This is a genomic window from Streptomyces sp. SM11 (assembly GCF_002910905.1).
GTDB lineage: Bacteria > Actinomycetota > Actinomycetes > Streptomycetales > Streptomycetaceae > Streptomyces.
Genome location: NZ_NEUE01000087.1, coordinates 1 through 15,076, shown reverse-complemented (window position 1 = coordinate 15,076; position 15,076 = coordinate 1). Strand labels below are relative to the sequence as shown.

10 protein-coding genes and 1 pseudogene are annotated in these 15,076 nt (G+C 73.3%); 10 read left to right on the top strand and 1 reads right to left on the bottom strand.

The window, feature by feature from the left end:
• The 6 genes and pseudogenes from B9S58_RS38400 to B9S58_RS05615 all read left to right on the top strand — a co-directional run.
• Positions 1 to 378, top strand: a pseudogene (locus B9S58_RS38400) (histidine kinase); the annotation flags it as partial.
• Positions 375 to 779: a roadblock/LC7 domain-containing protein gene (locus tag B9S58_RS05635; protein WP_103531027.1), complete on the top strand. Its 405-nt coding sequence runs from the start codon at positions 375 to 377 to the stop codon at positions 777 to 779. The pseudogene B9S58_RS38400 and the gene B9S58_RS05635, both read left to right, overlap by 4 nt.
• A 69-nt stretch (positions 780 to 848) precedes the next feature.
• Positions 849 to 2,054, top strand: coding sequence for an ABC transporter substrate-binding protein (locus B9S58_RS05630; protein WP_103531026.1), 1,206 nt, complete (start codon positions 849 to 851; stop codon positions 2,052 to 2,054).
• 1 nt (position 2,055) lies between these two features.
• Entirely contained in the window at positions 2,056 to 4,128 is a 2,073-nt protein-coding gene (locus B9S58_RS05625; protein WP_103531025.1) for an ABC transporter permease, read from the top strand.
• The gene (locus tag B9S58_RS05620; RefSeq protein WP_103531024.1) at positions 4,125 to 5,003 is read left to right on the top strand and encodes an ABC transporter ATP-binding protein; all 879 of its coding nucleotides are present in this window, start codon (positions 4,125 to 4,127) and stop codon (positions 5,001 to 5,003) included. The genes B9S58_RS05625 and B9S58_RS05620 overlap by 4 nt, the downstream gene beginning before the upstream one ends.
• 10 nt (positions 5,004 to 5,013) lie before the next feature.
• Positions 5,014 to 5,742, top strand: a complete 729-nt coding sequence (locus B9S58_RS05615; protein WP_103531023.1) for an ABC transporter ATP-binding protein — start codon at positions 5,014 to 5,016, stop codon at positions 5,740 to 5,742.
• A 46-nt stretch (positions 5,743 to 5,788) separates the two neighbouring features.
• Here the strand turns inward: B9S58_RS05615 and B9S58_RS05610 are convergent, their stop codons facing one another.
• A complete protein-coding gene (locus B9S58_RS05610; protein ID WP_103531022.1) occupies positions 5,789 to 7,006 on the bottom strand; it encodes an FAD-dependent monooxygenase in 1,218 nt (405 codons plus the stop codon).
• A 442-nt stretch (positions 7,007 to 7,448) separates the two neighbouring features.
• Here B9S58_RS05610 and B9S58_RS05605 point away from each other — a divergent pair, with 442 nt between their 5' ends.
• The 4 genes from B9S58_RS05605 (at position 7,449) to B9S58_RS05590 (ending at position 14,108) form a co-directional block, all read left to right on the top strand.
• Entirely contained in the window at positions 7,449 to 8,918 is a 1,470-nt protein-coding gene (locus tag B9S58_RS05605; protein WP_103531021.1) for an aldehyde dehydrogenase family protein, read from the top strand.
• Between the two features lie 232 nt (positions 8,919 to 9,150).
• Positions 9,151 to 10,710, top strand: a complete 1,560-nt coding sequence (locus tag B9S58_RS05600) for a GMC family oxidoreductase (RefSeq protein WP_103531020.1) — start codon at positions 9,151 to 9,153, stop codon at positions 10,708 to 10,710.
• A 62-nt stretch (positions 10,711 to 10,772) separates the two neighbouring features.
• Positions 10,773 to 11,402 carry an alpha-ketoglutarate-dependent dioxygenase AlkB gene (locus B9S58_RS05595; protein WP_103531019.1) on the top strand — a complete coding sequence of 210 codons (630 nt, stop codon included), beginning with the start codon at positions 10,773 to 10,775 and terminating at the stop codon, positions 11,400 to 11,402.
• Positions 11,403 to 11,498: 96 nt separating this feature from the next.
• Complete coding sequence (locus B9S58_RS05590) at positions 11,499 to 14,108, top strand: SpoIIE family protein phosphatase (protein WP_103531018.1); 2,610 nt, start codon at positions 11,499 to 11,501, stop codon at positions 14,106 to 14,108.
• Positions 14,109 to 15,076: the final 968 nt, after the last annotated feature.

Genomic DNA, 15,076 nt, shown 5'->3' with positions numbered 1-15,076 from the left:
GGCACGCGTGAGCGGGGGCACGACGCCGCACCCGCACCCGCACCCGCACATGAACGTGAGCGCGAGCGCGAGCGGGGGCCCGGCAGCACGCCCGCGCCCCGTCCCGGGCACGACGAGCCTGCGCCGCGTGTCGCCGGAGTCAGTCCGTCAGGGCTGCCTCTGCGGCAGCGCAGAGCGCCTCAGCAGTGGCCCGCCGCCGGCAGACGGGACGGCGCCGAACAGCGGCCCGGCACCGGGACTCCGCGGCCGTCGCCCCGCCGCCGGAACTCCCGGCAGGTATCCGACGTGCTGGCGGCCTACGCCCAGGGGATCAACCGGAGTACCAACCACCGGGGGCGTTCCGCCCCGGACGACACCACCGAACGGACCGAGAAATGACCACCTCCTCCGACCTGAGCTGGATCCTGAGCGACTTCGCCGGGCGTCTCCCCGAAGTCACCCAGGCGATAGCCGTGTCCGTGGACGGGCTCGCGCTGGCGTACACCGGCGTGGAGCGCGACGACGCCGAGCGGCTGGCCGCCATCGCCTCCGGCGTCGTCAACCTGCTGTCCGCAGCGGCCCAGTTGACCAACACCGACCCCGTGGAGCACAGCCTCACCGCGATGGAGGGCGGCTACATGTTCTCGATGGCCGTCTCCAGCGGCGCCTCGCTGCTCGTGACCACCACCAGGGACGCGGACATCGGTGAGGTCAGCTACATGATGTCCGAACTGATCAACCAGGTCGGTGACTCGCTGTCCCCCCAGGTGCGCGATCCGAGCCTCCCGCCGCCGCGCTGATCGCCGGTCCGGCCGTGCGGACTGAAGCAGCCGCCACTCCCCCTTCCTCCACCCCTGATGAGAGCCCTCATGTTCCCCTTCGCCCCATCCCGTCCCCGCCGCCGCGGATTCCGGCCGGCCGGCGCCGCCGCCCTCGCCCTCGGCCTGGCGGCCGTCACCGGCTGCAGCGGCGACAGCGGCGCCGACGACGACACCGTGAAGATCGGCCTGGTGGCCTCCCTGTCGGGCACCTACGAGCCGGTCGGCACGGAGCTGCGGGACGGCTTCAAGCTGTATCTGGAGACCCACGGCAACAAGCTGGGCGGCCGCGAGGTCGAGCTCATCGTGGCGGACGAGGGCGACGGCCCGCCGACCGCCGTGCCCGCGGCCACCAAGCTGGTCAAGAAGGACAAGGTCGACGTACTGACGGGCCTCGTCGGCGGCGGCTCGGTCAACGCGGTGCTGCCGTTGGTCCAGCAGGCCGAGATCCCCTTCCTGGGGTCGAACGCCCGGCCCCTGGTCAAGGACATCGAGTACGTCTGGACGACGAGCTTCCTGTCCGATGAACCGGGCAAGGCCATCGCCCCGTACATCAAGGAGAAGGTCGACGGACCGGTCTACGCGATCGGCCCCGACTACCAGGGCGGTCACGACGAACTGCGCGGCTTCACCGACGAGTTCAAGCGGGTCAAGGGGAAGCTCGCCAACCCCGACGGCAAGACCACCTGGACGCCGTTCCCGAAGACGACCAACTTCATGCCGTACTTCGCGGAGATCGCCAGGACGGACGCCGAGGCGGTGTACTGCTTCTACGCTGGCAAGGCCGCGATCGACTTCGCCAAGCAGTACGCCCAGTCGGACATCGCCGATCTGCCGCTGTACACGGCCTTCGTCACCGAGGGCAGCGTTCTCCAGGCCCAGGGCCCCGCGGCGAAGGACATCTACTCCGTCCTGAACTACGCGGCCGACCTCGACAACGAGGCGAACCGTACGTTCGCCGCCGACTGGACGGCGGAGCACGACACGCAGCCCACCACCTACGCGATGGCGTCGTACGACGCGGCCGCCGTGCTGGACAAGGCGATCGCCGACGCGGCGAAGGACGGCGACGTGACGTCGCGGAGCATCAACAAGGCCATCGCGGGTCTCGGCCAGATCGACAGTCCGCGCGGCGCCTGGGAGTTCGGCGACAAGGCGCACTCGCCGGTGCAGACGTGGTACCTGCGGCAGGTGCGGCCGGACGGTACCCAGTTGGCCAACGTCATGGTGCAGGACCTGGCGACACTCGGCAGCTGACATGGACCTCCTGGACGCCCACCTCGTTCCGGCGGTGGACGGAGTGGCCTTCGGGCTGCTGCTGTTCGTGGTCGCCGCCGGCCTGAGTCTCGCCTTCGGCACGGCGGGTGTGCTGAATCTGTCGCACGGCACGCTGTACGCGATCGGCGCCTACACGGGGGCCGAGCTGAGCGACGGGACCTGGGGCGGGCTCGCCCTCGGTCTGGCCGCCGGGACCGCGGCGGCGGGCGTCGCCGGGGCGGGGCTGTCCGCCGCGACGGCTCCGCTCGCCCGGCGTGGGCATCTCACGCAGGCACTGCTGACGTTCGGGCTCGCCCTGATCGGCGGTGATCTGCTCATCCAGTTCTTCGGGGCGGACGAACTCCCCGTCCGCGTGCCCGAGGCGCTCGACTCCTCGGTGATGCTGCTGGGGCACCGCTACCCCGCCTACCGGCTCTGCTTCATCGTGATGGCCGTGCTGCTCGCGGCGTTCGGGACCTGGGTGCTGACCCGGACCCGGATGGGTGCGGCGGTACGGGCCGCCGCAGACGATCCGCAGATGCTGGCGGCCACCGGTCACAGCCCCCGGGCGGTCCACACCGGCGTCCTCGCGGCGGCGGGTGCGCTGGCCGGGGCGGCGGGCGTGCTCGGGGCGCCGATCATCGGCCCCGGGCCCGGTACGTCCGAAACCGTGCTGATGCTGTCACTCGTGGTGGTCGTGCTCGGCGGGCTGCGCTCGCTGTGGGCGACCTTCTTCGCGGCGGTCGCCGTGGGCGAGGTACAGACGCTGGGCGTCGCGGTGGCGCCCGATCTGGCGCCCTATCTGCTCTTCGCCGCGATGGCGGCGGTGCTGGTGCTGCGCTCCCGCTTCGCGGAACCGGCGACGGCGACGGCGCACGGCCCCGGGGGACCTGCTCCGGACCCGGTCGCCCGGCTCCGGAGCCACCTCGCCGGCCGCCTGCGACGCCGGCCGCGTCGGACGGCGGCGGCATCGCGGGCGGACCGGGGCGTCACGGCGCCCCGCGCGAGCGGAAGCCCCCTGCCGACGTGGACCGGCCGGCTGCCGGGCGGGGCCGCGTGGCGGCAGGCGGCCCCGCTGCTCGTCCTGCTCGTGGTGCTGATCGCCCTGCCGGCCCTGCTCGACGCGTACAGCATCTCGCTGGCCGGTTCCGCGCTGGCCCTCGGGCTGCTCGCGGTCAGCGTCACCGTCCTCACCGGCTACGCCGGACTGCCCACCCTCGGGCAGACCGCGCCGTTCGCCGTGGGCGCGTACGCCACCGCGAACCTCGCGGACGCCGGGTGGACCGTGGGCCCCGTCCAGATCGTCCTCTCGGCGCTCGCCGCCGCCGTCTTCTCGGCGGTGGTGGGGCCCGCGGTGATCCGGGCCCGCGGCACCACCGTCCTGATGATCACGCTCGCCATCGGCGAGCTGACCGGTGCGGTCGTCAACCAGCTCAAGTCCGTCACCGGCGGCGCCGACGGTCTCGTCGGCTTCCCGGCCACACGGGCGTTCTGGGGCGGGGAGGAGATGCTGGAGGAGAGCGAGCTGTACACCTACGCGCTCGTCGTCGCCGTCGTCGCCGTCGCCGTCACCCTGCTCGTCCTGCGCTCCCCGGCGGGGAAGCTGCTGACCGGCACCCGGGGCGCCGAGGCGCGGATGCGCGCCTCCGGACATCCGGTGGGGCGCTACCTGCTGGTGGCCCACGTCTGCGCGGGCGCCCTGGCCGGCGTGGGCGGTTCGCTGATGGTGACCGTCCAGCAGTACCTCTCCCCCGCCGACGTCGGTTTCGAGATCGCCGCGTTCGCCCTGCTGGCGGTGGTCATCGGCGGTACGACGTCCGTGATCGGCGCCCTGCTGGGTGCCGGGCTCATCGTCGCCACCCGGGACTGGATCGCCGGTTCCTGGCCCGGCCACGGACCACTGCTGCTCGGCGTGCTCTTCGTCGCCACCGTGTACGTGCTGCCACGCGGGCTCGCGGGTCTGCGCGGCAGCGGATCCGGCGGCGGGAGCGGGCCGTCCTGCGAGGTTCCCAGGACCGGAAACCAGCCCCCGCCCGCACCCACTTCGGCCCCCGCCGGAAAGGTCTCCGCATGACACCCGCACCGGCCGCCGCCGCGTCGGCACCGACACCGACACCGACCGTCCTGGACCTCACCCGGCTCACCCGCAGGTACGGCACGCTCACCGCCGTCGACGACGTCAGCCTGCGGCTCCCGGCGGGCGCCCGGCACGCCGTCATCGGCCCCAACGGCGCGGGCAAGACCACGCTGCTCGACCTCATCGCGGGCACGGACCGGCCCGACCGCGGCACGATCGCCCTGGACGGCACCGACATCACCCGGACACCCACGGCCGGGCGGAGCCGTCTCGGCATCGCCCGAAGCTTCCAGCAGCCTTCGGTGATAGCCGAGTTGTCGGTCCTGGACAATGTCGTCCTGGCCGGCTGGCCGCACCATCCCCGGCGTCGCGGCGCCTGGCGGAGCCCGTCCCGGTACCGGCTGCACACCGAGTCCGCGGGCCGCCATCTGGAGACCGTCGGCCTCGCGGACCTCGCCCACCGGCCGGCCTCCACGCTCTCGCACGGGCAGCGCCGCATGCTCGACCTCGCCGCCGCGCTGGCGGGCAACCCCCGGCTGCTGCTCCTGGACGAACCGGCGGCCGGACTGACCGACGGCGACATCGGCCGGCTGCTCGGCATCCTCGGCGGTCTGCCGGCGAGCGTCGCGGTCATCCTGGTCGAGCACCATGTCGAGGTGGTGGCACAACTCGCTTCGACCGTCACCGTGCTGGCTGCCGGGAAGGTACTGGTCACCGGCCCGACCCCGGAGGTGCTGGCGCATCCCGAGGTCCGCGACGCGTATCACGGCACCGGCTCGGCGGCGGGCCCGGACGCCGCCCCGGGCCAGGGAACCGGGACCGCCGGCCCGTCCGCCACCGAAGCGGCGTCCGGCACCGAAGCGAGAGGATGACCGGCCTCCGATGCTCGAACTCACCGGCCTGACCGCCGGCTACCACGGCGGCACCGTCCTCCACTCCCTCGACCTGTCGGTGCCCGCCGGCACGGTCCACGCCGTCGTCGGCCACAACGGCGCCGGCAAGACCACCCTCGTCCACACCGTCGGCGGGCTGATGCGCCCGAGCGCCGGAACCGTCACCCTGGACGGCCGCGATGTGACGGGCCGGCCCGCGCACCGGATCGCCCGTGCCGGGGTCGGGCTCGTACCACAGGGCCGCCGGGTGTTCGCCGGGCTCACCGTCGACGAGCACCTGCGGCTGTCCTACCGTCCGCCGCGCCGCGGCGACACTACGCGCCCCAGCGTGTGGACGCCCGCGCGCGTCCTGGAGCTGTTGCCCCGGCTGGGCGAGCGCCGGGGCAACCGGGGTACGGATCTGTCCGGCGGGGAGCAGCAGATGCTGGCGCTGGCCCGTGCGCTGCTCGGGTCGCCCCGGGTGCTGCTGCTCGACGAGCCGACCGAGGGCCTCGCGCCCGTACTCGTACGGCAGGTCCACGCGTTGGTGGCCACGCTGGCGGACGAGGGCATCGCCGTACTGCTGGTGTCCCCCAGCCCCGCCCGGGCCGTCGAGTCCGCCCGGGCGCTCACGGTGCTCACCTCGGGGCGGATGACGCTGCGCATGTCCGGGGAGGAAGCCCGCGCCGACGCCACCGCGCTGCACGCGGCGCTGGAGCTGACGGCGACGGCGGTCTGAGGCGCGAGCGGGGACGCTCCCGCCCCGTCGTTCCCCGGTGCGGCCCCTACCCGGCCTTCATGCTGTGGCCACCGAAGCCGCTGCGCCGGTCGGAGCCCTTGTTCTGGTCCTGCCACCAGACGTCGAACCCGGCCTGCTCCATGGCGGACCAGTCCGGCGTGTGCTCGACCTGCGCGCCGCCCATCCGGCGGGCGAGCGCGACCATGGCGGACCCGACGGGACCGCGCCCGGCGTCGTAACTCTCCAGGACCTCCTTCCAGCTGACCCCGGCCCTCCAGGCCGCCTCCAGCGCGGTGGCGTCCTGGAGCGCCTTCACGCTGCCGCCGCCGATGTGCGGCCGGGCGACGCTGGCGGCGTCGCCGACGAGCACCATCCGGCCCGAGGTGTAGTGCGGCACCTCCAGGTCGTAGATGGGCTGGATGAAAGTGGTCTCGGCGGGGGTGCGGAGCACCCTCGCCGCCCAGTACGGCGGGAAGGTGTCGGCGACCAGGGCACGCAGCTGCGCGGTGAGCTCGGAGTTGAGCCGGCCCGGCGGGAGGGAGGTGGGGGTCCGCAGGTCGGAGTGGAGGCCGTCGGTCTGCTCGGGCACGGTGTAGAGCACCCAGTTGAGCAGGTGCCCGCCTGCGCCGTCCGGGATGCGGTAGATCATGCAATGACCGCCGGGGAAGACGATGTTGTGCGCATCGCGGCCGTCCGAGGGGAGGTCCGCGACATCCGGCGAGGTGCCGCGCCAGCCGATGTATCCGGCGTACGTGGCGTCCGTGCCGGGAAACATGGCCTCGCGTACGACGGAGCGGTAGCCGTCCGCCCCGATCACGACGTCGAAGTGCTCCATGTGCCCGTCCGCGAGCCGCAGCGTCACGCCGTCGGCGTCCGGCTCCACCCCGGTGACCACCGCGCCGGACCGGTAGGAGACCCCCTCGGGCACCCGGCGGCGCAGCTCGCTCCACAGGGAGCCCCAGCGGTAGGCGCGGAAGGGGAACGGCTGCTCGCCGACGGCCCGTCCGTGCTCGGCCTCGCCGTCCCGTACGCTCCACACCCGCCGGGTCAGCGGCGCCCAGGGCATCTCCGGCGCGACGTACCCGGCCTCCCTCAGCTCGTCGTACCGGTCACTGTGCAGGGCGATCCCCACCCCTCGGTCACGGAGCCGGGCATCGGCACGCTCCAGGACGGTGATCCTTTCGGCTCCCCCGCGCGACGCGGCCAGGGCCGCGGCACACCCCGCTATGCTGCCGCCGACCACGGCGATGCTGCCTCCACGCATGACTGGCGCTCCACTCACTCGGTGTTCCGGTCGCCGCTGCGGACGCTGCTGTCGCGACGGCGTGAACTGATGAAATCCCCCTGCACCAAAGGCTGTTGACCCATGGCTCGCGGCCAGGACCCGCACGGGATCCTATCGGGGAGCGTCCGATCCACCGACTCCACACGCAAGCCGACGAGCTGCGCCCGGCCTGTGGGCTCGGGCATCCGGCGATGAACGGGCGCGCCCCTCGCCCCCCCCTGAGGCGCGGACAGCGGTTGCCGGGCCACCCGGGCAGCTCCCGACGGCGCCCCGGTCAGCACCTGCCCAGGTCAGCACATGCCCCGGCCGGTACATGCCCCGGTCGGCCCCGCCCGCGCTGCGCACCCGACCAGCCCCCCTTACTGTCTGTGCTGACGCCGCCACGTAGGGGCGGGCGCCCCAGCCCCGTACAGGAGGAGCCATGCCGGAGCTGTTCATCGATGGCCAGTGGACCGCTGCCGCCGAGGGGCGGACGCGGGAGATCCGCTGTCCGGCCGACGGCACACTGGTGGCCGTCGTCGACGAGGGCGGGGCCGGGGACGCCTCCCGGGCCGTCGCCGCGGCCCGGCGTGCCTTCGACCAGGGGGCCTGGCCGGGTACGCCGGCCACCGAGCGGGGGCGGTTGCTGCTGCGGGTGGCGGAGCTGCTGGAGCGGGACAAGGACGTCTTCGCGCGGGCCGAGTCGCTGGACACGGGCAAGCGGCTGGTCGAGAGCGCCTACGACATGGACGACATCGCGAACTGCTTCCGGTACTTCGGCAGCCTCGCTGGCGCCGGGGGCACCGACCGGGTCGTCGACACCGGGAGCGCGGACACGGACAGCCGTATCGTCCACGAGCCCGTCGGGGTCTGCTCGCTCATCACGCCGTGGAACTATCCGCTGCTCCAGACCGCCTGGAAGGTCGCTCCGGCGCTCGCGGCCGGCAACACGTTCGTGCTCAAGCCCAGTGAGCTGACCCCGCACACCGCCGTCCTGCTCATGGGGCTGCTCGCCGAGGCCGGGCTGCCGGACGGAGTCGCCAACCTGGTGCTGGGGGCGGGGGGTGTCGTGGGCGCGCCGCTGACCGAGGATCCGCGCGTGGACATGGTGTCGTTCACCGGGGGGCTCGCCACCGGGCGGCGCATCATGGCGGCCGCCGCGCCCACCGTGAAGAAGGTCGCCCTGGAACTGGGCGGCAAGAATCCCAACATCGTCTTCGCCGACGCCGACTTCGACACCGCCGTCGACTACGCGCTGATGGCGGTCTTCCTGCACGCGGGGCAGGTCTGCTCCGCCGGGGCGCGGCTCCTCGTGCAGGACGAGCTGCACGACCGGTTCACCGACGAGCTGGTGGCGCGGGCCCGTCGGATCAGGCTCGGGGGGCCGTTCGACGAGGACGCGCGCAGCGGGCCGCTGATCTCCGCCGCGCACCGGGACAAGGTCGAGGCGTACGTGGCCGAGGGCATCGCCGAGGGCGCGGTGCTGCGCTGCGGGGGCGCGCGGCCCGACGATCCGGCGCTGGCGGGCGGCTTCTACTACCCGCCCACCGTGCTGGACGAGTGCGCCACCTCGATGTCCGTGGTGCGGGACGAGTCGTTCGGTCCGGTGCTCACGGTCGAGCGGTTCCGGGACGAGGACGACGCGGTCCGGCTGGCCAACGACACCGTGTACGGGCTGGCGGGGGCGGTCTGGACGCAGGACGGTGGGCGCGCCCACCGGGTGGCCTCGCGGCTGCGGGCGGGCACCGTGTGGATCAACGACTTCCACCCCTACGTACCGCAGGCGGAGTGGGGCGGTATGAAGCAGTCCGGTTTCGGCCGCGAGCTGGGTCCGGCCGGTCTCGCCGAGTACCAGGAGGCCAAGCACATCTGGCGCAATGTCGCGGCGGTTCCGCAGCGGTGGTTCGAGTGAGTCCGGACATGCGAGCCGGCCGCCCGCCGTCCGGCGGCCCGCCGGAGCACGCCGCCCGGGGCCGACGGCCGGTTCCGGTCCGCGGGAGACGGGAGCGGCAAGATCGGCCGGGCGGCGCCGTGGTGCCCGCCACGCCCGCCGAGGCCCGGACCGCCCCCGCTACCCCCACCCATCCCACCGCCCCCACCGCCCCTCCTCCGTCCCTGCCGGCCGGCTGAATTCTGGAGACCCGATGCCCGAAGCAGTCCCTGTACCCGCGTTCGATTACGTCGTCGTCGGCGGCGGTACGGCCGGAGCCGTCATCGCCGCCCGGCTCACCGAGGACCCGGCCGTCACCGTCTGCGTACTGGAGGCGGGCCCCTCGGACGTCGGGGACGACAGCATCCTGCGGCTGGAACGGTGGATGGCGCTGCTGGAGTCCGGTTACGACTGGGACTATCCGGTGGAACCGCAGAAGAGGGGCAACAGCTTCATGCGGCACGCCCGCGCCAAGGTGCTCGGCGGCTGCTCCTCGCACAACTCGTGCATCGCCTTCTGGGCCCCGGCCGAGGACCTCGACGAGTGGGGCGCCCTGGGCTGTACGGGGTGGAGCGCGGCGGACTGCTTCCCGCTCTACCGGCGGCTGGAGACCAATGACGCGCCCGGCGACCACCACGGCCGCTCCGGTCCGGTCACCATCCGGACCGTGCCGCCCCTCGACCCGTGCGGCGCCGCCCTGCTGTCGGCCTGCGCGGCGGCGGGCATCCCCACCGTGCCGTTCAACACGGGCTCCACGGTGATCCGGGGCGCGCACTGGTTCCAGATCAACGCCCGCGAGGACGGCACCCGTTCCTCGGCCTCGGTGTCGTACCTGCATCCGGTTCTCGGCTCCCGGCCGAACCTGGAGGTACGGACGGGGCTCCAGGCGAAGCGGCTGCTGTTCGACGGCGAACGGTGCGTCGGGGTGGAGTACCTGGAGCCCGACACCGTCCACAGCGGGGCGGTGCACGCCCGGCGCGAGGTGATCGTCTCCTGCGGCGCGATCGACTCCCCGAAGCTCCTGATGCTGTCCGGCATCGGCCCGGCCGGGCATCTGCGGGACACCGGGGTGGACGTACGGGTGGACTCCCCCGGCGTCGGCTCGCACCTCCAGGACCACCCGGAGGGCGTGATCATGTGGGAGGCGAAGCAGCCCATGGTCACCACCTCCACACAGTGGTGGGAGATCGGGATCTTCGCGGACACCGAGCCGGGGCTCGACCGGCCGGACCTGATGTTCCACTACGGCTCGGTGCCGTTCGACCTGAATACCTACCGGCACGGCTACCCGACCTCGGACAACGCGTTCTGCCTGACCCCCAACGTCACCCGCGCCCGGTCCCGGGGCACGGTGCGGCTGCGGACCCGGGACTTCCGGGACAAGCCCCGGGTCGATCCGCGCTACTTCACCGACGAGCACGACGTACGGGTGATGACGTACGGGCTGCGGCTGGCGCGGGAGATCGTGGCGCAGCCCCGGATGGCCGACTGGGCGGGTGCGGAACTGGCTCCGGGGCCCGGCGCGACCACGGACGCGGAGCTTTTCGACTACATCCGCGAGACCCACAACACCGTGTACCACCCGGCGGGGACCGTGCGGATGGGCCCGGCGGAGGACCCCGACTCGCCGCTCGATCCGCGGTTGCGGGTCAAGGGGGTCTCGGGGCTGCGGGTGGCCGACGCGTCCGTCATGCCGTTCCTGCCGACGGTCAATCCGTGCATCACCACGATGATGATCGGCGAGAAGTGCGCCGATCTGATCAAGGAAGGCTGAGGTCGAGCTCCACCACGGAGCCATAATTCGTACATGTGCTCGAATAGGGTTAGGCTCGGCCCATGGCCGTACACCTGCAGAGCTCACTTTTCGACCAGGAGGCCGAGGTCGGCACCCGCCCCCTGAGCGGACTGCGGCGTACCGATCTGGGGCACGGGGCCTGGATCGACGTACTGCCGCAGTGGCTTCGGGGCGCGGACACGCTGTTCGAGACGCTGGTACGCGATGTCGGCTGGCGGGCCGAGCAGCGCGTCATGTACGAGCGCGTGGTGGCGGTGCCCCGGCTGCTGTCCTTCTTCGGCCGCCGCGACCCCCTCCCGCATCCGGCCCTGGAGGCCGCCCGTACCGAGCTCGGCGAGCACTACACCGCCGAACTGGGCGAACCGTTCACCACGGCCGGGCTGTGCTTCTACCGGGACGGGCGGGACGGGGTCGCCTGGCACGGGGACACCATCGGCCGGGGAAGCACCGAGGACACCATGGTCGCGATCCTCTCGCTGGGCGCCCCGCGGCACCTCGCGCTGCGGCCGCGCCGCCCCGGCCCCGCCCCCGTCCGCAGGCCGCTCGGCCACGGCGACCTGATCGTCATGGGCGGCAGTTGCCAGCGCACCTGGGAGCACGCGATCCCCAAGACCGCGCGGGCCGTCGGACCGCGCGTCAGCGTGCAGTTCCGGCCCGAGGGGGTGCGCTGAGCCCGGAGCCCGTCGGACGTGGCCCGGGTCACCGCGGTTGTGCCGATCCCGGGCAGGGCGGATTCTGAGGGTAATGAACCGGGCCGGTGTCGCGACGTGAGCGCGGCGAGCACGGCGGAGAACGCCGATTACCGTGGCCCCCTGGACATCACCAGGGCGGCCACGATGGTCCTGGACGCCGCGAGCACCGTCATCGGCTGGAGCCCCGCGGCCGCCGAGCTCCTCGGTTATCGCCCCTCCGACGTCCTGGGGCGCCCCCTGAGCTCGTTCCTCTCGGTGCACCCGGTCGGCGGTACTCCCCCGGCGGCACCGGCCGAAGCGGCCGGTGCCGCCGGTCCCGGCCTCGGGCCGCCGTCCCTCGTCGGCAACGCGATCCACGTGGCCCGCGCCCAGGACGGCCGTGAGCTGCTGGTGGCGACGGCGACGTGCCCGCTGCCGGGCGGGGCCGGGGTGAGCGGCCCCGGCACCCCGGACCGGATCCTGGTGGCGGCCGAGGTGGAGGCGCTGCTCCACTGGGAGTCGCGGCTCGCCCTGCTCCAGGGGGTGGCCACCCAGTCGCCCGTCGGCCTGGCCATCTACGACACCGACCTGCGGCTGACCTGGAGCAACACCGCCTTCGAACGGGAGATAGGGCAGCCGCTGGCCACGTTTCGGGGCAAGCGTGCCGACGAGCTGTACGCCGGGGGCACCTTCGTGAACCCCGGATACCCGAAGACGCTCGCCGGCGTCATGCACCATGTGCTCGACACCGGCGAGCCGATCCTCGACCTGCACTTCCGGGGGCAGCCGCCGAGCGACCCGGGGCGGGACCACCTGTGGTCCTGCGCCTACTACCGGCTGGAGGACGCCCACGGGCATGTGTTCGGCGTGTGCGAGGACGCGTTCGACATCACCGACCGCTACCGGGTCCAGAAGCGGCTGACCCTCCTCGTCGAGGCCGGCCGCCGCATCGGCACGGTCCTGGACGTGGTCACCACCGCCGAGGAGATCGCCGAGGTGGCCGTGCCGGACTTCGCCGCCACCGTACGGGTCGATGTCACCCGGGCCGCGGTGACCGGGGAGACGGCGGCCGTGGGCAGCACGGCGGACATGTCCCTGCTGCGGGTCGCGGAACGCTCGGCACCTGGGTCCGGCACGCCGGACCCCGGCCTCCCGGAGACGAGCGCGCCGGGCACGGGACTCCCGGCGGCAGGCCCTCCGGGGACGGACCCGCCAGGCACCGGCCCGGGCGCGGACGTCCCCGGGCCGGTGCGGGGCCCCGGGGGTGCCGGCGGGCCCCGGGAGCCGTATCCGCCGGTCGGCTATCCGCCCGGCTCTCCGCAGTACCGCAGCCTCTCCTCCGGCGGGCTCGTGCTCGACGAGGGCACCCTCGTCGTCCCGCTGCGGGCCGGGGGCGGCATCCTCGGACTCGTCACCTTCGACCGGGGCGCGGGCCCCGACGCCTCGGGCCTGGCGCTCACCCCCGACCGGGCGACCACGTTCGACAACGGCGAGGTCGCCCTGGCCGACGAGCTGACGGCCCGGGCCGCCGTCAGCATCGACAACGCGCGCCGCTACATCCGCGAGCGCACCGCTTCCCTAGCTCTCCAGCGACAGTTGCTGCCCCACCACCTGCCGCCGCAGTCCGCGGTCGAGACCGCCTACCGCTATCTGCCGGCGGACGATGTGACCGGCGTCGGCGGTGACTGGTTCGACGTGATCCCGCTGTCCGGGACCCGGGTCGGTCTCGTCGTGGGGGACGTGGTCGGGCACGGGCTCCAGGCGGCCGCCACCATGGGCCGGCTCCGCACCTCCGTACGGGCGTTCGCCCAGCTCGACATGGCCCCCGACGAGCTGCTGACCCGGCTGGACGACCTGGTGGGGCAACCCGCGGAGGAGCGGTCGGACGCGTACGGCGGGGCCGTCGAGACGTACGACGTGACCACCGGGGCGACCTGTCTGTACGCGGTCTACGACCCGGTCTCCCGGCACTGCGTCATGGCCCGTGCCGGGCACCTGCCTCCGGCGATCGTCGACCCCGGGGGCCAGGTGTCGTTCCCGGACCTGCCCGCCGGGCCGCCGCTGGGTCTGGGCGGCCTGCCGTTCGAGTCGATGGAGATCGACCTGCCGGTGGGCAGCCTGCTGGCACTGTTCACCGACGGCCTGGTCGAGGCCCGGGACCATGACATCGGCCAGGGCCTCGACGCGCTGGGCCGGGTGCTCGCCGACCGTTCGGCGTCGCTGGAGGAGCTGTGCGACCGGGCGGTGTCCGAGCTGGTGCCCGGTGGCACGAGCGCCGACGACACGGCTCTGCTCCTGGTCCGCACCCGCGAGCTGGACGCGGAACAGGTGGCCGACTGGGAGCTGACCGCCGAACCGGTGTCGGTGGGCCGCGCCCGTGAGCTGGCCACCGGGCAACTGGCGGCCTGGGGCCTGGAGGAGCTGTCGTTCGCGACCGAGCTGGTCGTCAGCGAGCTGGTCACCAACGCGGTCCGGTACGGGGGCGGGCCACTGGGGCTGCGCCTCATCCGGGACCGCACCCTGGTGTGCGAGGTCGCGGACACCGGCCACACCTCTCCGCATCTGCGGCACAGCGCGGAGGACGACGAGGGCGGCCGCGGCCTGTTCATCGTGGCGCAGCTCGTCCAGCGGTGGGGCACGCGGTACACCCCGACCGGGAAGACCATCTGGACCGAGCAGACGCTCCCGCCGGCCGGTTCCGGCTGACCCGTTCCGCCCCTGGAGCCGTGCCGCGCCGCGTTGTTGACAACCCAACGGACTTCGACTCAGGCATGCTCTACCCAATTCGCACGGCACCGGCGATCCCTCGAACGGCTTTGGCGGTACGGGAGGTGACGGCTCGACAGGCAGCGACAGCGGTACGCAGTCGAGCGTCGGCTCCTCCAGCACCGGCGGTTCCGGTTCCACCGGTACGGCCGGCGGCTCCGACTCCGGGTCCGGCTCCACGGCCGACGGCACCGGCTCCACGGTCGGCGGTGGCGTCGCGGGCGGCGGTGGCGTCGCCCCCACGTCCGGCGGCGGCAGCCTGGCCGCCACCGGGGCCACTGTGATGTCGGCAACTCTCTCAGCAGTAGCGCTCATTGGCGCCGGGCTGCTGATCCACCGGCGCGCCAGGAGGCGCACGGGGGCGCGTTCTGACCCCGTAGCGACCCTCCCCGCCCCGTCGGGCACAGCGGGGAGCGTACGAATCCCCTGGCCGGGCACACCGCCCCGCCAGGGGGTTCGCACGCTCCCGGGGCAGCGCACCGGAGTCGGCGCCTCCGCGGGCCGCCCCTCACCGCCGTCCGGGCACAAGCGCTTACCCGCCCGTCGCTCCATCAACATCCGTACGCACCAAGCGACATCGCATGGTTCCAGCCGATCGGAGGTATCAGGAACGAGCCTTCTGAACTTCACGAGAACTCCAGCGAAATGGCACGTGTGTGGATATCGTGCACCGAGCGAGGGCGCATCCGTCTGTCCATGGGATCGACGGATGCTTCCCGTTTGCGGGGGTGCGACTGTGACTGGGGGGTTCATGGGGCATGTGGAAATACCTGATACCGACCTTTCCGGACCGGTGGGGCTCCGGGGCGCGCCGCGCCCCCGCACCGCCGCCTCCCGGAATCGCACGGCGGCCCTGGAACAGCTGTGGAGGGCCCCGACAGCACAGCGCGACCCGGCCGGCCGGGTGC